Raw genomic sequence first — 26,834 nt, forward strand, 5'->3', positions numbered from 1 at the left:
GCCCAACTCGTCCTCGCCGCCCTCCTCAGACGCCCGCGCTTCCGGCCCGCGCCGGGACACGAGGTCACACCCGTGGAGCGGTTCGTGCTGTGGGAACGGGACGGGACCCGGATGGCGGTGCGGCCACGGGACGTCCGGGCCGCTTCTTCCGGACCTTCTCGCTGACCTCCAGGGAGGGCACCGAATACCTCACAGTTGGCCGAAGACGACTCCCCGCCACGTCCAGCCGGACCTGAGGACGGTGTCGCGCAGCGGCTCGCGCATCTGCGCGCTGTCGAAACGGAAGGTCTCCGTCGCCTCGAGGCCACCGCCTGCCCCGCGTCCGAAGGTCCACTGGCGGCTGACGGTCCGACTCGGCCCGCGCGAGTACTCCCAGGTCGCCTCGAGCCTCGTCGGGGTTCCGACCCGGCTTAGCTCCCACTGCTCCTCGATGGCGCGGACCTCGTGAGCCTTGTGGTCCAGCCGCATCCGGATCCGCACCGCGTGACTGATCCGGGACCGCATGAAGACCTGCTGCCAGGCGGGCTCTGTGAGCCGCCACTCCGCCAGCAGGTCGCACTGCTCACCGCCGCCGTAACGAATCGTGTACGGAACTTCCGGCCGGTCGAGACCGAGCAGCGCCGCCCGCAGCTCCTCCCCGGGGACCGGCGACGCCCCCTGTGCCGGGTGCCGGGTGCCGGTCAGCTTGTCGAAGAGACCCATGAGGGCCAAGGTATGGAGGACGGGGCAGACGGCACAAGCCTGTCAGCTCCCCGGCGCCCGCTACGGCGCTGTGCCCGCGCCCGGGCGGACGGTGCGCACCAAGTCCCGGAAGTCGCCCGGCAGAACGGAAGAATGCCGCGACACGGAGGGCCCCTCAAGGAGATGACATGTCAACGACCTGAAGGACGCGCCGGGGGCCTCCGGGCGCGTCCTGCGGTGTGGCGGTCGGTCAGCGCCAGCCCAGCGCCGGGGCGACGTGGGTCAGGACGCTCTCGAGTACATGGGCGTTGTACTCGACACCGAGCTGGTTGGGCACGGTGAGCAGCACGGTGTCGGCGGCGGCGACGGCCTCGTCCTCGGCCAGCTGCTTGACGAGCACGTCCGGCTCGGCGGCGTAGGACCGGCCGAAGATGCTGCGGGTGTTGGCGTCGATGTAACCGATCTGGTCCTTCGAGTCCTGGTCACGGCCGAAGTAGGCGCAGTCCCGGTCGTCGACGAGCGGGAAGACGCTGCGGCTGACCGACACCCGCGGCCGGCGTGTGTGGCCCGCGGCACGCCATGCCTCGTGGTAGGCCTCGATCTGCTTGCGCTGCTGGACGTGGAGCGGCTCGCCGCTCTCGTCGTCCTTGAGCGTCGAACTCTGGAGGTTCATCCCGAGCCGGGCGGCCCAGACGCCGGTGGCGTTCGAGCCGGACCCCCACCAGATCCGGTCCCGCAGCCCCTCGGAGTGCGGCTCGATCCGTAGCAGCCCCGGCGGGTTGGCGAACATCGGGTTGGGCTCGGGCTCCGCGAAACCCTCGCCGCCGAGCACCTCCAGCAGCCTCTCTGTGTGCGCGCGTGCCATGTCTGCGTCGGTCCCGCCCTCCGGCGGCCGGTGCCCGAAGTGCCGCCAGCCGTCGATCACCTGCTCCGGTGAGCCCCGGCTGAGGCCGAGCTGGAGCCGGCCGCCCGAGATCAGGTCGGCCGCGCCCGCGTCCTCGGCCATGTACAGCGGGTTCTCGTAGCGCATGTCGATCACGCCCGTGCCGATCTCGATCCGGCTGGTACGCGCGCCGATGGCGGCGAGCAGCGGGAAGGGGGAGGCGTGCTGTTGGGCGAAGTGGTGGACCCGGAAGTAGGCGCCGTCCGCCCCCAGTTCCTCCGCGGCGACCGCGAGGTCGATCGCCTGGAGCAGCGAGTCCGACGCGGAACGCGTCCGCGAGTGCGGTGACGGCGTCCAGTGCCCGAAGGACAGGAACCCGATCTTCTTCATACCGCTTTCAACAATCGGGGGCCGTATTCATTCCGGGGCGCCCCGGGGCGAGGGCGGCCGTCGCCTCACCGGTCGGTGCCGATCTTCGCCAGGACCGTGTCGGTGACCTCCGCCAGCAGCGTGATCCGGCCGGGGGAGAGGTGGTCGAGGAAGAGGCGCCGGACGTCCTCGACGTGCTGCTGCGCGGCGGCCTCCATGGCGCTGCGGCCGGCGATGCGCAGTCGGTCGCAGCGGGCGCGGGTCGGCTCGGCCGGCACGGCGTAGTCGGTCGCGGAGAGGCCGAACTCGCTCCGGAGGGGGCCGGCCGACCTGGTTGACCAGCAGGTCGTGCATCCGCAGCATGCCGCGCCATGCCCGTTCCTCGACGGGGTTCAGCCAGCGGGGTGCTTCGCTCATGCGTCCACTCCAGGAGAAGGGTGACGCGTCCACCGTCCTGTCGTGCCCGGCGGCCCGGCGGAGCGCGTGCACGACTCGTCAGCCGAACAAGCCGAACCAGCCGCGCCCGCCTCCCGCGCCGTTCGCCTGTCTGCGCGCCCGGCGCCGGAACCGCGAGCGCAGGCGTCTGACCCGGTACTGGAAGTCGGGGTCCGGGTGCCGGGTGAGGAGTTCGTCCAGCATGGTCATGGCACGTTCCGGATCACCCGCCTCGCCGACGCTCCGGGCGTGCTGAAGTCCCCACCTCGTCCCGAGCGGGGGAAGCCGCAGGGTCCGCGCCAAGGCGGCCAACTCGTCGTAGTGGCGTGCGGAGACCTCGTGATCCTCCATGACGTGGGCGTCGATCGCCACGCGCAGCAACGCCTCGTAGCGCATGCTGTCGGCGGGCAGCCCCCGGGCGAGATCCGGCAGCAGCGGCTCGTACGCGGCGCGCCTGCGCATCGCGTGCCCGCGGCTGTACGGCATGAGGGGGAGGTGTACGGGGCCCGCCGGGGCACGGGTGACCAGGCTGCCCTCGGCCAGGTCGAGGCGGGCGAGCAGGGTCACCGGGTCGTGGGGGCCGAGGACACGGGTCGCCAGTGCGATGATCTCCTCCAGCTCGGCGAAGAGCTGCCGCTCCCCGTCGTACACGGACCTGCCGACGTCCCTCGCCCGGGCCAGGATCGTGCGGCGGTCCTCCGGCCCGAAGACCCGGATCAGCTTCGGCACGATCCGGGACAGCGCGGGGCCGTCCGCGCGGAGGGCCCGGGCCAGCATCGCCTCGGTGGTCAGCGGGCCGTCCGGGCCCAGCTCGCGCTGCGCCTCGGGAATCAGCGCGTCCAGCAGGCCGAGGTACTCCTCCCGGTCCGCATCCGGCGGCAGCGCCACGATCTGGCCGAGCCGGCGACGCAGGGTGCCGCGAACCGGGTCGGTCACGGCGCCGGCCACCGGTTCGTACGGCGGTGCGGGGGGCGGTGCGGCGGTCGCCGTCGGTTCGTACGGCGGTGCGGGGAGCGGCGCGGTGACCGTGGCGGCCGGTGTCGTGGTCCCGGCGGTGAGCAGCCGGAGTTGGCGGCCGACCTCGCGGGCGTCGGGCGGGCGCTGGGCGGGGTCCTTGGCCAGCAGGCCCAGGACGAGCCGGTCCGCGCCCGGCGGCAGACCCGGGCGCAGCGCGCTCGGCCGCCGCGGTGGTGCGAACCTGTGCTGGTCGATCAGCTCATCAGGGGTGACGGCGGAGAACGGGCCGTGACCCGTCCAGAGTTCGCTGAGGACGCAGCCCAGGGCGTACAGGTCGGAGCGCCCGTCGACCGGTCCGCCGAGCAGCCGTTCCGGCGCCGTGTAGGCGACCGTGCCGATGACGAGCCCGTCGGCGGTCAGCCTGGCGTGGGCGTTGTGCCGTCTGGCGATGCCGAAGTCGAGGACCTTCACGGTCCCGGTGCCGGTCAGGATGAGGTTGGCCGGCTTGATGTCCCGGTGGACGATGCCGGCGTCGTGCGCGGCGGCCAGGGCGGCGCAGATCTGCCGGGCCCAGTCGACGGCCCGGTCGAAGGGCGGCAGGCCGCGGGCCAGCACCGTGCTCAGGTCCTCGCCCGGGACGAGTTCCATGACGATGTAGACGGCCGGCCCGCCGTCCCGCTCCAAGGTGCCCACGTCGTGGATCACGGCGATGTTCGGGTGCGCCAGGTTCCCCGCCAACTCCGCTTCCTGGAAGAGGCGTCGGGCGGCCTCGCGCGTCTCGGCCGCACCGATCTTGACGGCGACGGGTCGCCCGATGCGCAGATCGTGGGCTCGCCACGCCGTGCCGAACCCGCCACGCCCCAGCTCCTCGTCGAGCCGGTACCGTCCGTCCAGGACGTCACCCCGTCGCACCATGTCGCCCCCCTCACCGGCCGGCGGACGACTCTGCCGCCGGTGCTGTCGGCGTCATGCCCCGTCACGGCCCGTCATGACTGTCATGCCTGTCATTCCCCGCACGGGACGGTACGCGCGAGCCGGGCCGGTGCCAAGCGGGCGCCGGGGCATTCGCGAGGGCCGGTCGACCGCCCGGGGCGCGCTTCCACGGCCCGGCTCGGACCGGCCCCGGACGGCGGGACAGTCGGCCGGGACCGGCCTCGGGGACCGGTCACTTCCGCCAGAACAGGTGGTGCGTCACACCGCTCGGGCTCGGTACGACATCCAGGTGGAACCGGTCGAGCAACTCGTCGGGTGACTCCCACAGCCGCAGTCCGGAGCCCAGCTCCACCGGCGAGACCGCCACGTGCAGGGTGTCGACGAGGTCGGCTTCGAGGAACCGCCGGATGGTGGTGACCCCGCCGCCGAGCCGGACGTCCTTGCCGCGTGCCGCCTCGCGGGCCTGCTCCAGGACGCCGGCCGGGTCGCCGTCGACGAAGTGGAACGTGGTGTCGGAGAGCGTGAACGAAGGACGCTTGTGGTGCGTCATGACGAACACCGGGGTACGGAACGGCGGTTCGTCCCCCCACCAGCCCTGCCACTCGTGGTCCTGCCAGGGGCCGCGCTGGGGCCCGAACTTGTTGCGGCCCATGATCTCGGCACCGATGTTGCGGGCGTAGTCCCGTGTGAAGTGGTCGTCGAGGCCGCGGCTCCCTCCGGGATCGGTGCGCATGGGCCAGCTCGCCGTGGCCCCGGCCCAGGCGAACAGCCTCCCGGGATCGACGTGGCCGAACGGATTGTCGAAGCTCTGGTGCTCACCGGCGCCGATCCCGTCACTCGAGACGTTGAAGTTCTGGACTCTCAGCAGTTGACCCACGTGTTTCCTCGTCAGTCCTGTCGCGTCACCGTGTGGCGGGAGACGCCGCACATCAGGACGTCGAACGGGACACGGCCGGATCGACAGCGGCCCACGACTTTTCTCCAGGACCCGGCGGGGAGCGGCCGGCGCGGGTCAGGGCTGGAACGGCAGGGTCCGGCAGTTGGAGGTGGCGGGCTTGCCGGCGAGGCGATCGGTCAGCCAGGAGATGGCGTCGCCCTGGTCGGTGAGGAGCGGCACGAGGTGGTTGGTGAGGATCTTGTCACCGAGGTTCGGCAGTCTCAGGGCCGCGTAGGTGACGTCGCCGTTCTTGCGGCACCAGTCCACGGCGAGTTGCCGGGCCTGGCCGTGGGGGACGATGTCGTCGTGCACCCCGGTGGCCACCCGGACCGGGCCGGTGGGCTTGAGCGTGCCGATGCGCTGGGTGTCCAGGGCGGCCTGTGCGCGGGGGTCGCCGGCGATGACGTCCGCGATGGACTTGCCGTTCCTGGTCCATTTGGTGCTCTTGATGAAGCCGTAGGCGAAGAGCGCGTCGCCGACGCACATGGTCGACGCGTCCTTGAGCGCCGCCTTGCCGGTGTCGTCGATGTTCGCCTCGACGACCGCGCGCAGAGCGGGGTCGGACTGGGTGAAGCCGTTGATCGACCAGGCCAGCGCACCGGCGAGGGCACTGCCGTCGATGCCCTTCATGGTCGAGGTGAGGTCGGCGGGCGGTGCGCCGGAGTAGGTGCCGGCGAGCGGGACGTCGGGGGCGTAGGAGGACTGGAGTTCGGCGGCCGCCGCGCTGGCACCGCCGCCCTGGCTGTAGCCGTACAGGCCGGTGGGAGAGGCGGAGGTGACGGAGGCTCCGGGCACGGCGCGGGCGGCGCGGGCCGCGTCCAGCAGGGCGTGCCCCTGGTCGAGCCGGTTGACGTAGGTGTGCAGGCGGTCGGTGGTGCCGAGGCCGACGTAGTCGGTGACGACGACCGCCGCCCCGGTGGCCAGGATGCGGTAGACCGACAGGTCCTCGTAGCCCACGGAGACGGTGTCACCGGTGAGGGTCAGCGGGTGTTCCAGCGCGAACGAGGGCGCGCACTGGTCGCCCTGGCCCATGGTGCCCGACGCCACCGCCACCAGCGGGCGCGGTCCGGGCTCCCGCCAGGCGGCCCACGGCTCGATGTAGGTGCCGGTCACGGCGACGGGCTGCCCCGCGGAGTCGGTGGACTTGTACATCAGGCGGGTCGCCGTGCCTGGCATCGGACGGCCGTCGAGGCCCGGGATGCCCAGCCCGAGGGACATCGGCTCGGTACGGATCAACGCGCCGTTCGTGGCAGGCAGTTCGGTCGGCGGGTCGTAGAACGCGGGGATGGTGACCCCCCGGGAGACGACGGGCTCCGGGTCGGCCGCGGCGGCCGGGACCGCCGACAGGCACACGCACACGGCGGTCGCGACCGCGCCCGCGAGCAGGCGCGGACCGGCCGGGACGGTGCGCCGCGCGGGCGGCTTCGCCGAAGGCGCGGCGGTGGCGGAGACGGTGCGGGAGGGGAAGGTTCTGCGGCTCAAGGCGTGCTCCTCGTTCGTCGGGGGCCGGGGCCGGGGCCGGGGCCGGGGTCGGTCAGGCCGGCCGGTCGTGTCGACGTCCTGGTCGATGACGGCGTCCACCGGTTCGAGGAGTCCCGCGTACGGCGTCGGGGTGCCGCTGGGCGGGGCACGCCGGCCGAGAGGGCGTGAGCGGTTCCTTGACGGGGAGGTGGGGCCGTTGACGTGTCGAGTTCTACGTGTCGATGTGGTATGGCATGCGCATGCCAATTCGGGTCGGCGGGAGGGGGGTGGTTACTCGCCGGTCACCTACCGCAGAGTAGAGATGCCCGTCTCCCGGTGACAAGGTGTCTGCGTGCCTCCGCCCACCGGAACGTTCACCCTCCGGTACCTGCCGCAGAGCGGCTACGCCCGATGGGTCCCGAACGCTCCTGCTATGGTGCGCCGATGACATCGGTCAAGCAGTTCCAGGTCACCTTCGACTGCGCGGAACCCGAGCGCGTCGCCCGGTTCTGGTGCGAGGTGCTGGGGTACGTCGTACCGCCGCCGCCGGAGGGGTTCGCCACGTGGGACGACTTCGATCGCTCGCTGCCGCCCGAACGCCAGGGTTCGGCGTTCGCCTGCGTCGATCCCACCGGGGTGGGCCCGCGCCTGTTCTTCCAGCGGGTGCCCGAGGGCAAGGTCGTCAAGAACCGGGTGCACCTCGACGTGCGGGTCGGCACCGGGCTCGTGGGTGAGGAGCGCCTCGCCGCGCTCGAGGCCGAGTGCGCACGGCTGATCCCGCTCGGCGCGGTCCGCGTGCGTCTCCTGTACGACGGCCACGATTCGTGCATCGTGATGCAGGACGTCGAGGGCAACGAGTTCTGCGTCGACTGACCGGCCTACGGGCGTCGGCCGCCCGTCTGCCTCAGTGCGGCGGCGAGTGCGCGGCGCGGGCGTGGTCCTGGGTGTCGTGGCCGCCGGAGACCAGGAGGAGGTCGGCGGCGCGCCGGGTCCCCAGGGAGCGGAACTTGTGGCGGACGGCGGCCTTGGGGTAGGCGCGGTCACCGGGGTCGAGCGTGATCGTCCGCGAGGGGAAAGCCAGACCGTGTCGTCGTACGGGTGCGGTGACTCAGCCCGCCGCTTCCTCGCCCGCCTGCCGCCCCGCACCCTCCGGGGAAGCCGCCCCGTCCGCCGTGCGCAGCGTGCGCACCTGGGGCGAGAGCAGGGCCGCCGAGGTGGCCAGCACGACCAGGACCGCACAGCCGGCCAGGGCCCGGCCGGTGCCCACGGCGGCGGCGACGGGTCCGGCGCTGAGCAGACCGAGCGGGGCGAAGGCCAGGGAGCCGAACCAGTCGTAGGAGCTCACGCGGGACAGGGCCTGCTCCGGGATCTCCCGATGGATGGTGGTGGCCCACAGCACGCCGAAGACATCACTCGCGACCCCGGCGCCGAACATGGCCGTGGCGGTCAGCCATACGGGGGCCTCGGCGCTGAGCAGGACGAGCGGTACGGCGGCCGGGAACGTGCACAGCACGGCCACCAGCACGGGCCGGTCCACCCGCACCCGGGCGGCGAGCCCCGCCCCGGCGATGGTGCCGGCCGCCTGCGCCGCCACGATGACCGACCACGCCCGCGCCCCGCCCAGGTGCTGCTCGGCCGTCAGGGGGCCGAGCACCCCCACGTTGGCGTTGAGCGCGGCGACGACGACCGCGTACTGGGTCACGACGACCCACAGCCACTGCCGGGAAACGAACTCGCGCCACCCCTCCCTCAGATCGGCCCAGCCCGAGGTCTTCACGCGCACGCGCGGGGCCACCCGCAGCCGGGCGGTCAGTGCCGCACTGACGACGAAGGACGCCGCGTCGAGTACGAGCGCCCAGCCCGCTCCCGTCAGCGCCACGGTCAGCCCGGACAGCGCCAGGCCCAGCAGCAGCGCACTGTTGGTGCCCACCCGCAACAGCCCGTTGGCCTGCTGCAAGCGATCCGCGGGTACGACCAGCGGTACGAGGCCGTCCATCGCCGGGGCGAACAGGGCCGTCGCCGTTCCCGCGGCCACCGCCAGGAGGCACATCGCCGCCAGGGGGGCATGGCCGGTCAGCACCATGGCGGCCAGCCCCGTGTACGCCCCGGCGCCCAGTACGTCGGCCAGCACCATCAATCCGGACCGTGACACACGGTCCGCGATCACCCCGCCCGCCAGGACGAACACCAACTGCGGAAACGCCTGGCAGGCCAGCACCAGCGACAGCCGTCCCGCGCTGGCCCCCGGCAGGGCGAGCACCGCGAACGCCAGTGCCACCCGCGCGAAGCCGTTGCCCAGCACGGAGACGACCCTCGCGCCGAGCAGCAGGACGAACTGCCGTTCGTGCCACAACGGCACACCCGTCGAAGAAACCGTCACAGCCCGGCACCCTACGGCGGAAGGGTCGGCGCGTGCGTGTAACAGGCGTGTACCAGGCGGGGGTTGGCCGGAACGGCCGGTCGGGTCGGATGGCTCTTGGGGTTCGGAAACGCTCGCCCACACCGACTCGTACCGACGGGCCGGCATCCCCACCGACACCGAGGAAGAATCGATGCGCGTTCACAGGCTCACCTTCGCGGCTCTCGCCGTCGTCGCCGGTCTCTCGCTCACGGCCTGCCAGGACGACGGTGACGACACGGGACGGAGCGAACCGTCGTCCGTGTCCACCGCGGCTTCCACGGGCGGCGGTTCGGGCTCGGGCGGTTCGAGTTCGGGCGGCGGCTCGGACCAGGGTGGCGGGAAGGAGTCCGCGGGGGAGAGCCCCGGCGGACGGGGCACCACCACCGGCTCCGACTCCGGTTCCGGCAGCGGCTCCGGCTCCGGCTCCGGTTCCGGCTCCGGCAGCGGTGCGGGCACGGCCGGCAAGTGCCGTACCGACGAGCTGGAGATCACCGCACTGGACAGCACCATCGACGGCGACCCCGACGGCACCGTCGCCGTCCAGCTGAAGAACGGCGGCGGCCGGGACTGCGTGCTCTCCGGGTACGCGGGTGTCGACCTGAAGACCAACGCGGGGCCGCTGTCCGCGAAGCGCACCGGTGAGCAGGCCGGTTCCATGGTCCTCAGGAACGGGAAGTCGGTGGCCTTCGGCATCAGCTACCCGGTCAACGATTCGGGTGGTTCCGGCGTCCGCGTCACCGGACTCGTGGTGACCCCGCCGAACGAGACGAAGTCGGTCACCCTCGCTTGGCCGGGTGCCGGCACGCTGCCCGTCACCGAGGACGGCGGCACCCCGGTGAAGGTCGGTCCGATCGGCAGCGCCGGTCAGGGCGGCTGACCCGCCCGTTCCGCGGCGGCGCACCAGGCCGTCCCGCCGGTTCCGCGGCGGCGCACCAGGCCGCCCTGCCGGTTCCGCGGCGGCGCACCAGGCCGCCGACCGGGCGGCCGGAACGGGCGTCCGCGCGTCAGGCCGACGAGCGGGCCGTGCTGCCGGTCTCACCACCCGACGTGGCCCGCCAGGCGAGCGCCAGGGCGGCCACGCCGAAGCCCACGCACAGCCAGAACGCCGTACCGCTGCCGGTCCGGTCCGCCAGCCAGCCACCGCTGAACGCTCCGATCGTCGTGCCCGCACCCATGCCGGAGGAGGCCCAGCTCATGCCTTCGGCGGCTCCGGCGGTCCGGCGGCCGATGAGGGAGAAGCCGGAGCTGAGCGCGGGAGCCGCCCCGATGCCGGCCAGGAAGCAGGCGCCCGCCAGCGGCAGCCGGGAACCGGCCAGGGGGAGGAGCAGCCCGCTGCCGGTCATCCAGGCCATGGCGGGTACGAAGACCCGCTCGGGCGTCAGCCGGCCGAGGTGCGGCCCGGCGAACAGGGCGGCCGACGCACTGCCGAGGGCCCATGCCGCCAGTGTGTAACCCGCCCAGTGCGGCGCGCCGTCGGCGTCGGCGAGCGCGACCAGGAGGATCTCGATCGAGCCGAGGTACGCGCCGATGCCCACGAAGGCCGCGACCAGGGAGCGCGAACCGGCCATGGAGACGGCGCGCGCCCCGGACGGCCCGGCGTCGCTCCTCGCCAGGGGCGGTGGCGCCGTGCCGGTCTGGCCGGCCAGCAGCAGCCACCCCACGGCCGGACCGACCAGGACGACCGCGGGCGCCGCCCAGGTGTGCGCGACCGTGACGGCGGTGATGGCCATGGGGGCGAGGATGAACATCAGCTCGTCCACGACGGATTCGAGCAGGAAGGCCGTCTGCTGGGACACCCGGTCCGGTACGGCGTGCGCCCACCGGGCCCGTACCGCCGAACCGATGTCGACCTGCGCGGCACCGGCCAGGGTGGCGGCCACCAGGATGCCCGGAACCTGCCACCATCCGGACGTGCGGCAGGCCAGTATGAGGCAGGCGAAGGCGGTCGCCTGGGTACTGCCCGCGACCATCAGCACACGGCGCTGGCCCGTGCGGTCCATCCGGCGGGCGTGCAGGGGAGCCATGACGGAGGAGGCGATCACGTACAGCGCCGAGGCGGTGCCGGCCAGTCCGTACGAGTGCGTGGCGCCGCCCGCGGCGAGGACGATCGCCATGCCCGCCCCCGCGAGGGGCAGGCGGGAGATCGCGCCGGTGACGACCAGCGGACGCCGGGCGCGGGGGGCCAGCAACTCGCGGTAGCCGACACGCGCGGGTGCGGGGAGGGATGTGTTCATCGTCTGCGGTGCTGTGTCCCGTGCTCAGTGTGCGACGGCCGGCAGCCGGGCGCCGTCGAGGCGGCGGGAGCCGGCCACGTAGTGGGCGGTCTCCTCGTGATTGGTGGACGCCGCCAGCTCGGCGAAGCCCGCTTTCCAGGTCAGTTCGATCCGCACCGGACCGCGGCGGGGTGCGGCACTCGGCCGGCCCTCCGCGGTGCCGTGGCACATGTCCAGGACGTCGTACGCGTAGTCGCGCTCGGCGATGATCACCGCTTCGCCGTCCCGGACCTCGGCCAGCGCGCCGTGCAGGCCGCGGGTCGCGGCGTCCGGCAGCGGGCGGGAGTCGAGGTCGAAGCGGATCAGTTCGGCCAGCGGCTCCAGCCACTCGGCCGCCACGAGGGACGAGCCGTTCGCCTGCCACCAGCCCCGCACGAGATCATCGAACTCCGGTGAGATGAAGCAGAATTCCAGTGCCGGGGACAGCGAGTCGGGATCGGCGGTGGAGTTGGCCGCCGCCCGGTGCAGGAGGCGGGCGCCCGGGCCGGGCTGAGCCTCGATGTGGTCGGCGATGGAGAGGATGACCCGGGACTGGCGGACGCCGCCCGAGGCGCGCAGCGCCGGGAACACCCGGCGCAGGACCAGGTTCTCGGCCAGGAGCCGGGCCCAGAACAGGAACCGCTGCATGTCGAGGTTCTGTCGCAGGGTCATGTCCTTGTTCGCCAGCACGTACTCGAAGTCGTCGCGGTCGCCCCGGACCGTGACGAAGCCGTAGAGGTCCTTGCGCTCCGCGTAGTCGGTGTTGGGCAGCAGGATGAGGGGATAGGCGGCGATCCGGGAGACGTGCCGGGCGAGTTCGTCGTACCCCGCGAGGAAGGACTCCGGCGTCTCCCCCGGAGCGCCCCAGATCAGCTCCGCGTAGATGTCCATGCCGTCCCCGGACAGGCGTTCCGTCAGGTCCCGCCAGGCGTTGATCCTCATGTTCCTGCGGTTCATCGTCGCCAGGGCGTCGTCGCTGAGCGTCTGCAGGGCGAGGGTGAAGGAGCTGCGGATGCCCTCGCGGCGCATGATGTCGACGATCTCGTAGAAGGTCTTCGACTTGTTCTTGGCCCAGGAGGTCTCCAGGGCCCGGGGATAGCCGTGCCGGCGCCGCACCTCGACCAGGTCCCGGACGAACTCCAGGTCCGCGGCAAGGATGCCGAAGTTCGCGTCGCACAGCACCACGGTCTCGGCCTTGGCCCGCGCCAGCGCCTCCAGTTCGGCGCGCAGGCGCTCACGGGAGAAGGAACGCACGCGCTGGCCGACCGCTCCGCCCCAGTAGCAGAACGAACAGTGGTACGGACAGCCGCGGTTGGTCTCCAGCAGCGCGACGTCGTAGCGGAACGCCCCCGTGTCGTCGTGGAGCGGGAGCACCCCGGACAGGATCGGCGACGGGATGATGTCCAGGTTCTCGATGCGCGCTCGGTCCGCGGTGGAGCGGACGACGCCCCCGGCGTCCCGGTACGAGATCCCCTCGACCTCGGCGAGGTCGCCGCCGTCGGCGATGCGGGAGAGCAGGTCGACGAGGGTCAGTTCACCCTCGCCGTTGACTATGACGTCGACCTCGGGCCATTGGCGCAGGGTGCGGTCCGCCTGGTGGGACACGTGGTTCCCGCCGAAGACCACGACCCCGTTCGGATTCACCTGCTTGAACGTCTCCGCCAGGGCGCCGAACTGGCGGACGTTCCAGCCCAGTACGGAGAAGCACAGGACGTCCGGAACGTCGCCGTCGAGCAGACGCGTCGCCATTTCCCACGGGCTGGTCGCCCCCGAATAGTTCAGGATCTCGACGCGACATCGCTCCGAGAGTTCCGGATCGCCCTGGACGGCCGCGGCGAGGTAACCGGCCGCCAAGGGCATCGACTCCCTCGACATGTGCCACACGCCCTGCTGGATGATTTTCACCTGTAACACGGTCCCCCCCCGGGGTCAGAGATACGACCGTTTCGAAGACACCGGAGGCGCCATTTCCACGGCCCGGCTGGCTTTTCGTGTCAATTGCCGCATCTACGGCGGCATGCTCCCATGTGGCCCATACGAGCGTCAACGCAATGTTTCGGACCATGATTGACCGGAATCAGACACCTCCACCGTGGCAATGCCGTTCCGGGGATCGCACCTGACGCCCCTGCCCGCGAGGCCGCACGGAATGGCAACGTCCATTCCGCCGCATTCCGGTAACCGGCCGCAGTGCTACTAGGGTGGCCGGCATGTTCCTCCTCCGTGCGTAGACCGAAGGACGGGCCCCGCCCCGGTGCGGATCAAGGCCCTGCCGTCTTCGACCTGCCTTCGGCGCGCGCTGACGCGTGCCATGTTTCGATGAGGAACGTCCCATGTCTTCCCCTTCCGGGAAACCCTCGTATTCCGCGGTGCTGCGCCGGCCGTACGCGCTGCGGACCTTCGCCGCGGCCACGGTCGGCCGCTTCTCCTACGGCATCGTCTTCCTGTCGCTGACGCTGGCGCTCAGCCGGACGGCCGGCTCCTACGCCTGGGCCGGCACAGCCGTGGCGTGTTCCGGGCTCGGCTCCTCCGTCGTCGCGCCCCTGCGCGCCCGACTGCTCGACCGGCGCGGACCACGGCGGGTCCTGCCGGTCATGGCGGCCGTCTACGCGACCCTGCTCGCCACCCTGGCGGTCGCGACCTGGGGCCCGGGGACACCGCCCTGGGCGCTGCTGGTCCTGACGCTCTCGGCGGGCGTCTGCGCGCCTCCGCTCGGGCCGGTGATGCGGGCCCTGTGGAGTGATCTGACACCGGACGGGGAACTGCGGCAGCGCGCCTTCTCCCTGGACACCGTCGTGGAGGAACTCCTCTACGTGTTCGGTCCGTTGGCCGCCGGGCTGGTCACCGCTCTCGGCAATCCGGCCCTCGGCGTGGGCGTGGGCGCCGTCCTGGTCCTCACCGGCACGCTCGGGCTGATCACCTCCCCCCTCCTGCGGAGCCAGGCCCCCGGCGCCGCGACGGACGAGCCGGACACGGAGCCGGCCCGCGCCGACGGCGCCACCACCGACGGTCCCGCCGCCGACGGCCCCGGGGCCGGCTCGGAGCAAGGGTCTTCGCCGGACGGCGAGACGCGCGGCCGGGTCGGGTTGCCGGCCGCGGTCGTCGTGGCAGGGGCGGTCGGCATGTCACTGGGCGCCCTGGAACTCCTCGTGGTCGCCTTCGCGGACCAGCACCACCACGTCGCGGCCGTGGCGTGGATCCAAGCCGCCCTCTCGGTGGGCAGCGTCGTCGGCGGGATGGCGTACGGGGCCCGCACCTGGCGTCTGCCCAGCGGACAACGCCTGTTCCTGCTGGCCTTCGCCCTGTCCGCGGCGCTGGCGGGGGCAGCGGCCGTCTCCGACCTCTACGCGCTGGCCGTCGTGGCCGGGTGCGTCGGGCTGTTCGTCGCGCCGGCCCTGTCGACGGCCTACCTCGTCGCGGACGAGCGCGCCACGGCGAAGACGCGCATCCAGGCCGGCACCTGGGTCAACAGCGCCTTCAACGCCGGTAATGCGGGCGGGACCACGACCGCGGGTCTGGTCCTGGGGCAGCTGCCGCTGTCCCTGTGCTTCGTGGCGGCGGCGGCTCCCACCCTGGCCTCCACCGCCACCGCGCTCGTGCGACCCCGGCGGACCGTACGGGCCGCCGCACCGACGGGGATCGCGTCCGGAGGCTGACACACGGGCCCGTGGGGGCGGGGCCGACGCCCCCGCCCCCGGCCCGGCTTGGCGGCGTCAGCGGTCGAGGGCGTCGCGCAGCGCCCGGTACGCGGGCTTCGCCTCGTACGCCGAGTCCCAGGGGAGGGCGTTCCCCGGAGCCGGGGGGTAGTTCCGGAGGTCGGCGGTGGAGCCGTAGCGGTCGGTGAAGCCCCAAGTGGAGAAGGAGGTGCAGTTCGGTTCCTCCTCGCACACGGCGAGCTTTGCCGCGAACTCGCGCGCCTGGGCGTCCTCCTCGCCTTCGCCGACGAGGACGTCCATCTCCGAGACCCGGGCCTTCAGGCCGAGTCCGGCCAGCGCCCGGAGCTTGCGCCGGAAGGCTTCCGGGTCGGTCCGGTCGGCGGCGGCGTACTCGTGGTTCTGGAAGCCGACCCCGTCGATGGGGACGCCGCGCTCCTTCAGCCGGGTCAGCAGCGCGTAGAGGGCGTCCCAGCGCGGTCCGTCCTCCTCCACCCCGTACTCGTTGAGGTAGAGCACCGCGTGCGGGTCGGCTTCCCGGGCCGTGCGGAAGGCGATGTCGATGTACCGCTCGCCCATCGCCTCGAACCAGAGGTGCGGTCGCACACCGCGGTTGCCGTTGGTGTAGTCCTCGTCCTCGTCGGACATGGGCTCGTTCACCACGTCCCACTCCGCCACCTTGCCCCGGAAGTGGCCCGCGACCACGCGGATGTGCTCCGTCATGACGTGCTCGCGGTCCTCGCGTGTCATCGCGGCGCGCATCCACGAGGGCAGCGCCTCGAACCAGACGAGGGTGTGGGCGTGCACCAGCATCCCGTTGGCACGGGCGAAGTCCACCAGGGTGTCGCCCTCCGCGAAGGCGAAGACGCCGCGTCGCGGCTGGACGAACTGCGCCTTGAAGTCGTTCTCCGGCGTGAGCATGGAGAACTCCTCACCCGCCGTCCGGCGGTAGGCGTCATCGGTCAGCAAGGGGCCCGCGGCCACGGCGGTCCCCACGCGGAGCGGTCGCTCCCGGCCCGCCGCCAGGTCACGCAACGCGTCGGTGGACCGGGGTACCCGCAGAGCGGGGGCGTCCCGGACGGACAGCCGTCCCCCGCCCAGTGGCATCGCGCGGAGCGCACCGAGTGTCCAGCCCCGCCCGCCGCCCCCCGCGTCCGCGCCGAACCAGATACGGCCGTGCCCGAAGACCTCCCGCCCCGGAACGGTCCCCACGACGTGCCCGTCGGCCTCCAGCACCAGCCGGTCCCCCCGCACCTCGACGGCGAGGCGGACCTCGTCCCCGAGGCCCCCGCCGAAGGAACGGGTCAGCGCGGGCCGGTCCGAGTCCCCGTCCCAGCGGTCGAACCGGACCCGGCCGCCGGCCACACCGATCCGCACGCCGCGCCGCTCGCGACGCCACTCGTCGTACACGACCGGAACCTCGCCGTACAGATGCAGATAGGCATCCGTGCCGTCCGTGCGGCTCAGACGTGCCTCGATCCGGAGGCCGCCCCGGAACACCAGGTGGGGACCGCGCAGGTTCACCGGCGGATTCGGCCGCCCCCCGCTGCCGTCCTGCCGCGTGACGCGCCGGTCCAGGCGCGTGACGCGCACCCCTGACCGGGTCTGCTCCGCCCCGGCGAAGTGGGCCCAGTCCCGGCCGCCGAGCAGGTCCGTCACCGGTCCCCGGGCGGGCGCGGGGGCACCGGTGCAGGACGTCGATACCCCGGCGAGCAGGGCGCAGGCGGCAGCGGCGGCCACGCCCCTCCGTACCCGCATGACCGGCGACACCCCCTCCGACACCCCTGCCCCGGCCCCGCCGCCGCTCCTCCGGCCATGCCGGGGGCGGTCGTTCGGGTCCATCATGTCCCACGCCGGGCGCCTGCCGGCGGGCTCACCAGCCGAGTCCCGCCCGGGCCAGCCGGTCCAGGGCCTCGTCGAGCACGGGCCCCGGCTGTCCCAGGAAGAGCCGCACGTACGCCTCCGCCGAGCCGTCCGCCCTGCGCGGGAGTCCGTGCGGAGCCGTCATGCTGCCGGCCCCCGGCAGGACCCCGGCCGCCAGGCACAGCCGCCGGTAGTGAGCCTCCGAGCCGTCCCGCACGAAGCGCGTCGGTACCCGGAACCGCAGTAGGCGCCGCGCGTCCCCCGGCCGGAATCGACGACATGCGCGAAAGGCACCGAACCGGCCGGGGTCGCCCACCGGGCACCGTGCGCGCCGTCACCCCGGCCCTGCCACGCGCTCAGCGCGGGGTGGGCCGACGGTCGAGGGTGCTCGTCGGTGTGCCGCCCGGGCGCTCCGGGGCCGGCGGCGAGGTCCCCCGGCGCCCGCCGCGTGACCGGGTCCCGCCGTCAACCGGACGCGGTGTCTCCTCGGTCCTTCCGCTTCTCCAGGGCGAGGTGCCCGCCGTCGACCGGACTCGTCCCGAGTATCCTCCCGAGTTCGGCCAGTTTCTCTTCGTGGGTGAGCGACGGATTCGACTCGAGCGCCAGCTTGACGCGCTCCCCGAACTGCTCGGACCTGAGCACTTCCATCACGCTCATCAGTTCCGTGGGATCGACGTCGTCATTGATCCGGGCATTCCGTAGAATTCTCAACTGCTCGTCACTGAACATCCTGGTCACCAGGGCGGCGGCGAAACGCTGTCGCGCCTCCGCACCGCTCATGCTGGTTTCTTCCTCTTCGGGGGCATTCATCACCTCTTGCGAGGAATCCGCGTCACCCGGAGGGGACGATTCGGCGGCGGCCCGGCGGCCGGTCCTGCGCGAACGAGCGACTCTGTCCCACGTCGACTTCACGGCCGGAAGTGCCTGGGTGTTCCAGAACCTCTTCACATGCGGCATGGCCTTCTGGAGGGCGACGAAGGTCTCGGCGAGAAGCACCAAGGTGTTCAACAGCGCCTCGAGGTCCACGGGCTCCTCCGCCCGCGAGTCCGCCGCGTTGTCATCCGTGACGTGGATGAAGATCGGCTGCGGGTCCGTCGGCGCGTCCGCTTCGTCCTCGTCGATGGGACTCAGCGTGACCTGTCCCAGTCGATTCGTGCCGTCCTCGCGGGTAAGGGGGCTGTAGTCACCGGGTTTCTTCCGCGACGACGACAGATCCGACCCGTCTTCCCACTCGACCCACATCTTCTTCCTGGGCATTACTCACTTCCATCCCGTGGGCACGGCACGACAACAGACGCACGACTCGAACGGAGTTGGCATTCCGGCTCCGCGGGCGGGCGGGGCGCCGTTCGGCGGGCGCGACCGGTTCCCCGGAAGCCATGTCGCAACTGTACGTGCGGGCACCGACGTCGCCGTGGGGATCGCAGGGCAAGGCCGGGTCGGTCCGGCGGGCCGCGGTTCCGGGTGGGCGTGCAGGGCGGAAGCTCTCTCCGGGTCAGCGGGAGGTCAACCGCACACGCCGGCCTGGCGCCTGAGCGCTGACGGGCAGGGTGGCGACGCGCCACGCTGTGAGGGTGACTTATGTCACGGAAGAGAAGCGCATGATCACAGTGGCCGGATCGCATCGGTCGCCTGGTGGCCGGAACTCACTTCGCGCACAACGCGGCGAGGGCGGGGAGAGCGGGACTCCTGGCACCCCGGCGGGTCCTGACCGCCGCGCGCCGTGATCCGGCTGAGGATCTTCCACTGTCCGGCCACTGACGGGTTCCGGTCACGAGATCCGACAAGCGGGCGCGCGCCGTGTCGCACGCTTGCTCAAAGGGGAAATGAAGCTGCCCCATTGTTCATTCAGAGCAACTTCCTGTGACCAGATCGCGACGCGGGAAGGGGGGTTGACGAGGCCTTGTCGCGTCTGGCTGACTCGACGGGTCATGAGGAATGCGCGCCGGTCGCGTCATCAACCTGCGAGAAGTGCCCAAGTTTCGAGAAAGTAAAATTCGATGGTTGTCCGTCAGAGAATGAGGAAATGGGAGAGAAACACTGTGAGGTTGGCGGTTACCGGTGGATCCGGGATGCTCGGGTCGGCGCTGCTCGCCTCCGATTGGGAGGGCGCCGAGTGGACCGCGATCGACGTCCGGCCTCCGCTGGACGAGTACGAGGGCGCGTCGCGTTTCCGGCAGATCGACATTCGTGACACCGCACGTCTCACCACGGCGCTGCGTGGGATCGACGTGGTGGTGCACGCGGCGGCCGCACTGCCCAGCCATTCCGCGAGCGAGATAGCCTCCGTCGACGTGCAGGGCACCGAGTCCGTGCTGGCCGCCGCGAAGGCGGCCGGTGTCGGACGCTTCGTGCACATCTCGTCGACCGCCGTCTACGGGCTTCCCCGGTACTGTCCGACCCCCGAGGACTACCCCTGCCGACCGGTCGACGCGTACAGCGCCGCCAAGCGCGCGGCGGAGGTGCGGGTCGAGCGGGCCCGGCGGGAGGGCCTGTGCGCTCCCATCCTGCGGCCGAAGACGTTCCTCGGCGAGAACCGGCTCGGGCTCTTCGCCATGCTCTTCGAATGGGCCGAAGAAGGACGGGACTTCCCGCTGCTCGGTGGGGGCGGTCACCGCGCCCAGATGCTCGACGTGCAGGACTTGTGCGCGGCCGTGCGCGCCGCCTGCGAGTTGCCGGATGCCCAGGTGAACGACACCTTCAACATCGGTGCCGACCGGTTCGGCACCCTGCGCGAGGACTTCCAGGCCGTTCTCGACGCGGCCGGCCACGGTCGCCGGGTCCGCGCCCTGCCCGTGCGCCCCGCCGTCGCCGCGCTCCGCGGGCTCGCCGCCCTGCGGCTCTCCCCGGTGTACAAGCGGCTGATCCACAAGCTGACCGCGGATTCGTACGTGAGCATCGGCAAGGCCGCCGAACACCTCGCTTTCGCGCCGCAGTTCAGCAATGAGGAGACGCTGCTGCGGACCTACGCCTGGTGGCGTGGTTCTGCTGCCCGGACGTCACGGGCCACCGGGCGCACGCACCGCGATGCCTGGAGCCAGGGCGCCCTGCGCCTGGCCAAGACGTTCTGCTGAACCGCGGCGCCGGGCGGTCCGCTCCGGATTCCGTTCCTGCGGCACGCCTGCCGGGCCCCGGTCCCCTTCCCCTCGGGACCACCTGCCGCGCTGCGCCCGTCGACATCAGCGCTCCCCCTGTACACAGCCCCATCCCGACGCGACGAGGCGGCCGGTGGCGATCCATGCCACCGGCCGCTCGCCGGTTCCCTCCCGCGCCCGGACGGGAGGATGCACCCGCGCCGCACGGGACCGACGCACGCAACCATAGGAGGTCTCCATGGAGTATGCCGTGAGCCCGGCGCTGGACGCCGGGCGGTCTCCCGCCGGCGACAGGACCGGCATCCTTCCCGAACCCGCCCCCGCCATCGAACCCGCCGTCCCGCCCACGGCTTCCGGGACCGGACACGAGGTGCGCCACGGAACGAGCACCGCGCCTCACGGGCCGGAATCCGCAGGACCACAGAAGGGTGAATTGGCCGAATTCCCGGGGAAGGCGCAGGAGACCACCGCGCACCATGCCGTTCCGGAAGCCGGGGCCCACCCCGGGCCCGCCGCTTCCCTGTCGCGGAACCCGCCCATCGCCCCGGACGACACCTCCTTTCCGCCGCACCCTGACGCCTCCCCACCGACAGGTGAAGGGCGCGTACGGGCCGCGTTCCGACTACTGCGGCCCCGCCAGTGGGTGAAGAACGGGCTCGTCGTGGTGGCGCCACTCGCCATCGACCCGGACGCGCTGGCGAAGGGGGCGGGCAGCGTGGCGGCCGTGTTCGCCGCGTTCACGGCTGCCGCGGGCGCGGTCTACGTGCTGAACGACTGGCTCGACCGGGATCGGGACCGGCTGCACCCGGAGAAGCGGCACCGCCCGCTGGCGAGCGGACGCATCGGGGGCACCGGGGCGCTGCTGCTGGCCGCCCTGTGTCTGGCGGTCCTGGCCACCTGCCTGCTGCTGGTCCCGCCGGCCGCCGCCGGGCTCGTCGGCGCCTACCTCGTGGTCAACCTCGCCTACTGCCTGTGGCTCAAGCACCAGCCGCTGGTGGACGTCAGCATCGTCGCCCTCGGCTTCGCGCTGAGGGTCGCGGCGGGCTCGGCCGCCGCAGGGGTTCCCTACAGCTCCTACTTGCTGATCTGCGTCTACTGTTCGTGCCTGCTGCTGTCGCTCGGCAAGCGCCGTCACGAGCTGGCGCTTCACGCGGCGGTGGGCGAGGCGCACCGGCACCGGCCGGCGCTCCAGCACTACTCGGTCGGCCTGCTGGACAGCCTGATGATGGTCATGCTGGCGACCACGGTGATCAGTTACGCCCTGTTCACCCAGGGCGGACTGTTCTCCCGGCACCCGCTGCTGGCCACGCTGACTCTCCCCTTCGCCGTCTTCGCGGGCGCGCGCTACCTCCAGCTCGTCGTCGTGCACGACACCGGTGGCGAACCGGGCCGCGACCTGTCCCGCGACCACGCCATGCTGCTCAACGCGGCGCTCTGGCTCGGTCTTCTGATCATCGGTGCCACCACGTGAGGAATTCCCCCATGAACGAGCCGACCATGACCGGACGCCCCACGGTCTCCGTGGTCGTCCCCAACTACAACTACGCGAAGACGCTGGGCGCGTGCCTCGACGCGGTGCTCGCCCAGACCTGCCCGCCGGCCGAGATCGTGGTCGTCGACGACGGCAGTTCCGACGACTCGGTGCGCATAGCCGAGAGTTACCCGTGCACCGTCGTCAGCACCCCGAACCGGGGCGTCTCCGCCGCGCGCAACCTCGGCGTGCTGAAGAGTTCCGGCGACATCGTCTTCTTCCTCGACTCGGACATCGCCCTGCGGCCCGACGCACTCCAACGCGCGGTCGCGGCCCTGGAGTCCGATCCCGGCCTCGGGTTCGTCTGCGGGGTGTACGACGACGTCCCGCTCTTCGACGACGGCCCGGTGGAGCGGTACAAGGTGCTGCACGGGCACTACTGGCGGGTGCGCGCGGCGGGGCCGGTCCACGCCGCGTTCTTCTCACTGGGCGCGGTGCGCCGCAGCGTCTTCGAGGCGGCCGGCCCACTGGACGAGACGCTGCGCGCCACCGAAGACGTCGAGTACGGTGCCCGGCTGGCCCCGTTCTCCCGGATCGAACTGCGCGCCGACATCGTCGGGCGGCACGATGACGACGACCGCCTCGGCATCCTGCTGCGCAAGCAGTTCACCCGCTCGGTGCCGCTGGTCTCGCTGTTCGCCGAGCGTGGGCGCGGCCGGCCGAAGCTCGCGGAGACCGCGTACCGCCCTGCGGCCGTCGCCCTGCTGTGCCTGTCGGCGGCGGGCTTCGCCGCGGCGATGCTGCCGGGGGCGCCGAGCCAGGCGCTGGTGGTGCTCGGCGGCGCCGGACTCCTCGGATACACCGTCGTGGAGCGGCGGTTGCTGAACTTCGCCCGCCGCCGGGCGGGCCTGCGCTTCCTGCCGGTGTTCTACGGGTTGCACGCCTTGATGAACCTCACCACGGGTGCGGCGGCGGCCGTCGGCGGCGTGCGCTGGCTCCTGTCCGCCGACTTCCGGCGGCTCTACGCGGGAAGCCCCAAGCCCCTGACGCAGATGCCGGGCGGTCCCGCCGATGCGTGACGCGACGGCCGGCGGCCCGGTGACGGACCGCGTCCCCGCCGGCGCCGATCCCGACGCCCCTGCCGACGGCAGCGGCTCGGACGGCCCCCGCGCCCCCGGGGGACGAGGGCCGCGCAGAACGCTGCTCGCCCTCACCGTGCTGTGGACGCTGTTCGTCCTGCTCAACCTGACGTTGTCCGGACACTGGTGGCCCTGGCTGGTGTTCTCCCTGGTCCCGCCGCTCGCCTACCCGGCCGGGTCCCTGGCCCTGCTGGTCGCCGCCGCGGCCGTGCGCCGGGTCCGGGCCCGCGCGACCGTCGTCCTCGCCGTGCTCGCCCTGGCGCTGGCCTGTCCGCAGTCCGGTCTGGTCCCCTCCGTGCTGTGGTACCGGGCGCCGCACCCGGGAGTGCCGGTGCGGATCGTCGCCTGGAACACCGAGTACTGGGACCAGGGCGAGGACCCCGCGACCTTCTACACCCGGCTACGCGGTCTGCACGCCGACGTGTACATGCTCTCGGAGTACCTCAACTACCGGGACGGGGAGGTGGTGCCGATCAACGACCGGCCCCGCCTGGACCGTGCCTTCCCCGGCTACCACGTCGTCGTCAAGGGGCAGTTGGTCACTCTTTCCCGGTTCCCGGTGGCCTCGGTTCCCGTGACGGACGACCCGGACGTGCTGCGGGTCGACGTCATCCCGCCCGGCGGCGCCCGCTTGTCCGTCTACAACGTCCACGTCCCCGCCCAGCTCGACCCCACCGCGAGCCCGCTCTCCGGGACCTTCTGGTCCACTCTGCGCGACCGGGCCCGCGACCGGGGGCACAGCTATACCGCGCTGCGGACGTCGGCCCTGGCCGACGGCGCGCCCGGTGTCATCGCGGGCGATTTCAACACCACCGCCTCGATGGGCGACTTGCGCCGGACGGCCGACCTCGGTCAGGACGCGGCCCGGGCCGGCGGAAACCCCCTTCCACTGTCCTGGAACGCCCACCAGGCCGTCCAGCTCTGGAAGCTCGACTGGATGTTCACCCGTCACGGCTTCGTCGCCGCCGACTACCGCCTGCTGGCCCCCTGGGGCGCCTCCGACCACCGCGTCCAGATCCTCGACGCCCGCGATCCGAAGGCATCGTCATGACCGCCCCGGCGCATCAGGACCTTCCGTCTCCGCCGCCCGAACCGGCCGGCTCCCACACTCCCTCCGCCCCCGCACCACCTTCACGCGTCCGCAGGACCCTGCGGACCGCCGCCACCGTCCTCGTCCTCGCGGGCAGCCTGTTCTTCCTCGTCCGCTCCCTCACCGGCGGCCCGGCCGAAACCACCGCGGCCGTGCGCAGGGTCGGCCCCTGGCTGCTGCTCGCCGAACTGCCGGTGCTGGCCGGGCTGTGGGTGACGGCGCTGGCGTGGCGTGCCCCCCTGCGGCACCTGTCGGGGCCGCTGCCGGCGTCGCGTGCCGTGCAGATCTTCGCCGCCGGGCAGCTCGGCAAATACATCCCCGGCGTCGCCTGGTCCATCCTCCTGCAAGCCAGGCTCGCCCGCGGCGCCCGCATCACGACCGCGCAGATCACCGTCGCCTTCGGGGTGTACGCCGCCGTATCCGTGGCCACCGGCGCCGCGCTCGGCCTGCCCGCCGCCGTCCTGCGCGCGGAGGGACCGCTGCCCGCGCTGCTCACCGTCGGCGCCGCGGCGGCCGTCCTGTCCGCCGCGCCCCTGATGCTCGACCACGGGCTGGCCCTGGTCCGGCGCATCCCGGCCGTCGCCCGCCGGCTGGCCCCCGTTCCCCGCGCCACCCTCCGGGAAGCGGTCGGTCTCAGCACCGCTTCCTGGCTGCTCTCCGGCCTCCACCTGTGGCTGCTCGCGGTCGCACTCGGCGCCGGATGGAGCGAGGCGCTCGTCCCCTGCCTCGGCGGGTTCGCCCTCAGCACCGCCGTCTCCAGTCTCGTCGTGGTCGTGCCCGACGGCATCGGGGTGCGCGAGTCCGTCCTCGCCGTTGCGCTCACCACCTGCCTGCCGCCCGCCGAGGCCGCCGTCGCCGCCCTCGTCAGCCGCCTGCTGCTCGCCGTCGGCGACGTCCTCGCCTTCGGCTACGGCAGTTGGGCCGCTCGCGGCGCCCGTTCCCGTACCCGTACCCTTCCGCAACCCACCACCGGAGATCTCTCGTGAGCCGTGCCCCCCGCGTCGTCACTCCCCCCGCGTACGACCTCTGCGTCGCCGTGAACTACTACGCGCCCTACGTCAGCGGCCTGACCGAGGTCGCCAAGGTGGTCGCGGAAGGGCTCGCGGCGCGCGGCCGGTCGGTGGCCGTCGTCGCCTGCCGGCACGACCCGGAGCTGCCGCTCACCGAGCGGCTGAACGGTGTGGACGTCTACCGGGCCCCGGTGGTCGCCAAAATAGGCCGAGGGCTGGTCAGCCCCGGGTTCCCCGGTCTGGTCCGCAAGGTCGCCGCCCGCTCCCGGGTCCTGCACCTCCACCTGCCGATGCTGGAGGCGGCGCCGCTGACGGCCCTCAGCCCGGTCCCCGTCGTCTCCACCTACCACATCGACCTCTGGCTGCCGCCGAGCCCCGTCAACCGCGCGGCGATGGCCGTCACCCGCCGCTCCGCCGCGCTCGCCCTGCGCCGCAGCGCCGCCGTCGTGGTCAACAGCGAGGACCAGGCCGCCCATTCGGAACTCTGGCCAGTGCTGCGCTCCACTCGCAGGACCGCGATCGCCGCGCCCTGCGCCGACCGGCGCGGCGGCGAGCCTCGGTACCGCGAGACCGCGGGCACCCATTTCGGCTTCCTCGGCCGGATCGTCCCCGACAAGGGACTGACCTACCTGCTGGAGGCGTTCACAGGGATCGACGATCCCGAGGCACGCCTGCTCATCGGCGGCGACTACACGACCGTGGCGGGCGGCAGCGTCATCGCCGAGGTCCGCGCCGCCGCCGACCGCGACCCGCGCATCCGGATCCTCGGCCTCCTCGGGGGACGGGAGATCCACGACTTCTACGCCTCCACGGACGTGTTCACGTTGCCCTCGGTGGCCGAGTCCTTCGGCATCGCCCAGGCCGAGGCCATGATGTGCGGCATCCCGTCCGTGACGACCGACCTGCCCGGCGGACGCTACCCCGTGCAGGCCACCGGGCACGGTCTCATCGTGCCGTCGCGCGACCCCGCCGCCCTGCGCCACGCCCTGCTGGAGGCGGCGTCCTGGGGGACCGAACGCCGCACGGCCGGCGCCCTGCGGGCCCGGGAACTCTTCGGCACCGAGAGCTGCCTGGATCGCTATGCTGCCCTCTTCGACGACGTGTCGGCCGGCGGCGGCGCCCTGCTCTCCGCCGCGCACGACGACGCAGGCAAGGAGCACGCCGCGTGACGACCCCCCCTACCGATTCCGTCCGGCACGACCTCGCCGGGGCGCGTGTGGCCCTCGGCACCATGTACTTCGGGACGACCGTGCCCGAGGAGAGCGCCCGCCGGCTGCTCGACCGGTACGTGGAGCGCGGTGGACGGCTGATCGACACCGCCAACTGCTATGCGTTCTGGGCCGAGGGGGGCACGGGCGAGGAGTCCGAGCGGGTCATAGGGCGCTGGCTCGCCGACCGTGGCGCGCGCGACGACGTCCTGCTCGCGACCAAGGTCGGCTCCCGCCCCGAGCCCCCCGGCGCCTCCTGGCCCGAGCACGCCGAGGGACTGGCCGCCGATACGGTCGCCGAGCAGTTCGCCCGGAGCGCCGAGCGTCTCGGCACCGACCGGATCGACCTCTACTTCTCGCACATCGAGGACCCGGCGACCGAACTCGCCGAGACCCTGGAAGCGTTCGACACGCTGGTCCGCGCGGGGTCCGTCGGTGTCCTGGGCGCCAGCAACACCACCGCGGCGGGACTGGCCGCGGCGCGGGAGGTGTCGGAGAAGCACGGCTGGGCCGCGTACGAGGTCGTCCAGCAGCGCCACACGTACCTGCCGACGGTGCCGGGCTCCGACACCGGCGCCCAGCGCCTGCTGGAACCCGAACTCGCCCAGTACGCGGCCACGCACGGCCTCCTCGTCCAGGGCTACTCCCCGCTCCTCGGCGGCTCCTACACGCGCCCGGACCGCCCCCTGCCCCCCGAATACCGGACCGAGGCCAACACCCGCCGACTGGAACTCCTGCGCACCACCGGCGCGTCGCTCGGCCTGACCCCGTCACAACTCGTCCTCGCCTGGATGGCCGGCGGCACCCACCCCGTCGTCCCGGTCCTCGGCGTCAGCACCTCCGACCAGCTCGACGAAGCACTCGACGCGCTCGCCCACGAGCTGCCCGGTGCGGTGCGCGTAGAGCTCGACGAAGCCCGGTGCGGTGCCGCCGCCGACGGCCGTATGTAGGTGATCCGTGGGTGTCGGCTTGTCCCACCCACCGGCACAGGCGTTC

Annotated in this window: 22 protein-coding genes; 10 read left to right on the forward strand and 12 right to left on the reverse strand. The window is 72.6% G+C overall.

Features of this window, described 5'->3' with window-relative positions:
* Window positions 1-189 precede the first annotated feature (189 nt).
* From IF37_RS0111575 to IF37_RS0111600, 6 genes are all read right to left on the reverse strand, one after another.
* Window positions 190-702, reverse strand: a complete 513-nt coding sequence (locus IF37_RS0111575) for a hypothetical protein (RefSeq protein ID WP_030740188.1) — start codon at window positions 700-702, stop codon at window positions 190-192.
* A 229-nt stretch (window positions 703-931) separates the two neighbouring features.
* Window positions 932-1,954: an LLM class flavin-dependent oxidoreductase gene (locus IF37_RS0111580; protein ID WP_030740191.1), complete on the reverse strand. Its 1,023-nt coding sequence runs from the start codon at window positions 1,952-1,954 to the stop codon at window positions 932-934.
* A 65-nt stretch (window positions 1,955-2,019) separates the two neighbouring features.
* On the reverse strand, window positions 2,020-2,211 hold the full coding sequence (locus tag IF37_RS39255) for a hypothetical protein (protein ID WP_052845104.1): 192 nt from the start codon (window positions 2,209-2,211) through the stop codon (window positions 2,020-2,022).
* Between the two features lie 217 nt (window positions 2,212-2,428).
* Window positions 2,429-4,240 carry a serine/threonine-protein kinase gene (locus IF37_RS40800; protein ID WP_052845105.1) on the reverse strand — a complete coding sequence of 604 codons (1,812 nt, stop codon included), beginning with the start codon at window positions 4,238-4,240 and terminating at the stop codon, window positions 2,429-2,431.
* A 250-nt stretch (window positions 4,241-4,490) separates the two neighbouring features.
* Complete coding sequence (locus tag IF37_RS0111595; protein ID WP_030740196.1) at window positions 4,491-5,135, reverse strand: dihydrofolate reductase family protein; 645 nt, start codon at window positions 5,133-5,135, stop codon at window positions 4,491-4,493.
* Between the two features lie 135 nt (window positions 5,136-5,270).
* Complete coding sequence (locus tag IF37_RS0111600) at window positions 5,271-6,581, reverse strand: lipase family protein (protein WP_106981759.1); 1,311 nt, start codon at window positions 6,579-6,581, stop codon at window positions 5,271-5,273.
* A 519-nt stretch (window positions 6,582-7,100) separates the two neighbouring features.
* Here IF37_RS0111600 and IF37_RS0111605 point away from each other — a divergent pair.
* Window positions 7,101-7,529 (forward strand): VOC family protein, encoded by a 429-nt coding sequence (locus IF37_RS0111605; RefSeq protein ID WP_030740202.1) that lies wholly within the window; start codon window positions 7,101-7,103, stop codon window positions 7,527-7,529.
* A 235-nt stretch (window positions 7,530-7,764) separates the two neighbouring features.
* On the opposite strand, the gene IF37_RS0111610 is transcribed toward IF37_RS0111605, so the two are convergent.
* Complete coding sequence (locus IF37_RS0111610; RefSeq protein WP_052845106.1) at window positions 7,765-9,036, reverse strand: MFS transporter; 1,272 nt, start codon at window positions 9,034-9,036, stop codon at window positions 7,765-7,767.
* Window positions 9,037-9,208: 172 nt separating this feature from the next.
* Here IF37_RS0111610 and IF37_RS0111615 point away from each other — a divergent pair, with 172 nt between their 5' ends.
* Window positions 9,209-9,934: a DUF4232 domain-containing protein gene (locus IF37_RS0111615; RefSeq protein ID WP_030740208.1), complete on the forward strand. Its 726-nt coding sequence runs from the start codon at window positions 9,209-9,211 to the stop codon at window positions 9,932-9,934.
* Between the two features lie 127 nt (window positions 9,935-10,061).
* On the opposite strand, the gene IF37_RS0111620 is transcribed toward IF37_RS0111615, so the two are convergent.
* Together IF37_RS0111620 and IF37_RS0111625 are read right to left on the reverse strand one after the other, a co-directional pair.
* Window positions 10,062-11,291, reverse strand: a complete 1,230-nt coding sequence (locus IF37_RS0111620) for an MFS transporter (protein ID WP_030740211.1) — start codon at window positions 11,289-11,291, stop codon at window positions 10,062-10,064.
* Between the two features lie 24 nt (window positions 11,292-11,315).
* Complete coding sequence (locus tag IF37_RS0111625) at window positions 11,316-13,214, reverse strand: KedN5 family methylcobalamin-dependent radical SAM C-methyltransferase (protein ID WP_253915734.1); 1,899 nt, start codon at window positions 13,212-13,214, stop codon at window positions 11,316-11,318.
* A 428-nt stretch (window positions 13,215-13,642) separates the two neighbouring features.
* On the opposite strand from IF37_RS0111625, the gene IF37_RS0111630 reads away from it, so the two are divergent.
* Window positions 13,643-14,965 (forward strand): MFS transporter, encoded by a 1,323-nt coding sequence (locus IF37_RS0111630; protein WP_052845108.1) that lies wholly within the window; start codon window positions 13,643-13,645, stop codon window positions 14,963-14,965.
* 57 nt (window positions 14,966-15,022) lie between these two features.
* On the opposite strand, the gene IF37_RS0111635 is transcribed toward IF37_RS0111630, so the two are convergent.
* From IF37_RS0111635 to IF37_RS0111645, 3 genes are all read right to left on the reverse strand, one after another.
* A complete protein-coding gene (locus IF37_RS0111635; RefSeq protein ID WP_253915735.1) occupies window positions 15,023-16,702 on the reverse strand; it encodes an endo-1,4-beta-xylanase in 1,680 nt (559 codons plus the stop codon).
* Between the two features lie 133 nt (window positions 16,703-16,835).
* A complete protein-coding gene (locus tag IF37_RS0111640; protein WP_030740225.1) occupies window positions 16,836-17,042 on the reverse strand; it encodes a hypothetical protein in 207 nt (68 codons plus the stop codon).
* Window positions 17,043-17,290: 248 nt separating this feature from the next.
* Entirely contained in the window at window positions 17,291-18,082 is a 792-nt protein-coding gene (locus IF37_RS0111645; RefSeq protein WP_030740228.1) for a hypothetical protein, read from the reverse strand.
* Between the two features lie 761 nt (window positions 18,083-18,843).
* Between IF37_RS0111645 and IF37_RS0111650 the strand changes: the two genes are divergently transcribed.
* From IF37_RS0111650 to IF37_RS0111680, 7 genes are all read left to right on the forward strand, one after another.
* The gene (locus IF37_RS0111650; protein WP_030740231.1) at window positions 18,844-19,899 is read left to right on the forward strand and encodes an NAD(P)-dependent oxidoreductase; all 1,056 of its coding nucleotides are present in this window, start codon (window positions 18,844-18,846) and stop codon (window positions 19,897-19,899) included.
* Between the two features lie 664 nt (window positions 19,900-20,563).
* Window positions 20,564-21,391, forward strand: a complete 828-nt coding sequence (locus IF37_RS0111655) for a UbiA prenyltransferase family protein (protein WP_158727328.1) — start codon at window positions 20,564-20,566, stop codon at window positions 21,389-21,391.
* Between the two features lie 11 nt (window positions 21,392-21,402).
* Complete coding sequence (locus IF37_RS0111660) at window positions 21,403-22,470, forward strand: glycosyltransferase (protein WP_063886379.1); 1,068 nt, start codon at window positions 21,403-21,405, stop codon at window positions 22,468-22,470.
* Complete coding sequence (locus tag IF37_RS0111665; RefSeq protein ID WP_052845110.1) at window positions 22,463-23,581, forward strand: endonuclease/exonuclease/phosphatase family protein; 1,119 nt, start codon at window positions 22,463-22,465, stop codon at window positions 23,579-23,581. Before IF37_RS0111660 ends, IF37_RS0111665 begins: the two co-directional genes overlap by 8 nt.
* Window positions 23,578-24,606 carry a lysylphosphatidylglycerol synthase domain-containing protein gene (locus IF37_RS0111670; RefSeq protein WP_052845111.1) on the forward strand — a complete coding sequence of 343 codons (1,029 nt, stop codon included), beginning with the start codon at window positions 23,578-23,580 and terminating at the stop codon, window positions 24,604-24,606. Before IF37_RS0111665 ends, IF37_RS0111670 begins: the two co-directional genes overlap by 4 nt.
* Window positions 24,603-25,799, forward strand: coding sequence for a glycosyltransferase family 4 protein (locus IF37_RS0111675; protein WP_037856265.1), 1,197 nt, complete (start codon window positions 24,603-24,605; stop codon window positions 25,797-25,799). The genes IF37_RS0111670 and IF37_RS0111675 overlap by 4 nt, the downstream gene beginning before the upstream one ends.
* Window positions 25,796-26,788, forward strand: coding sequence for an aldo/keto reductase (locus tag IF37_RS0111680; protein WP_052845112.1), 993 nt, complete (start codon window positions 25,796-25,798; stop codon window positions 26,786-26,788). The genes IF37_RS0111675 and IF37_RS0111680 overlap by 4 nt, the downstream gene beginning before the upstream one ends.
* The last annotated feature ends 46 nt before the right edge of the window (window positions 26,789-26,834 follow it).

Origin of the sequence: Streptomyces sp. NRRL S-31 (assembly GCF_000718775.1) — a bacterium.
Taxonomy (GTDB): Bacteria; Actinomycetota; Actinomycetes; order Streptomycetales; family Streptomycetaceae; genus Streptomyces.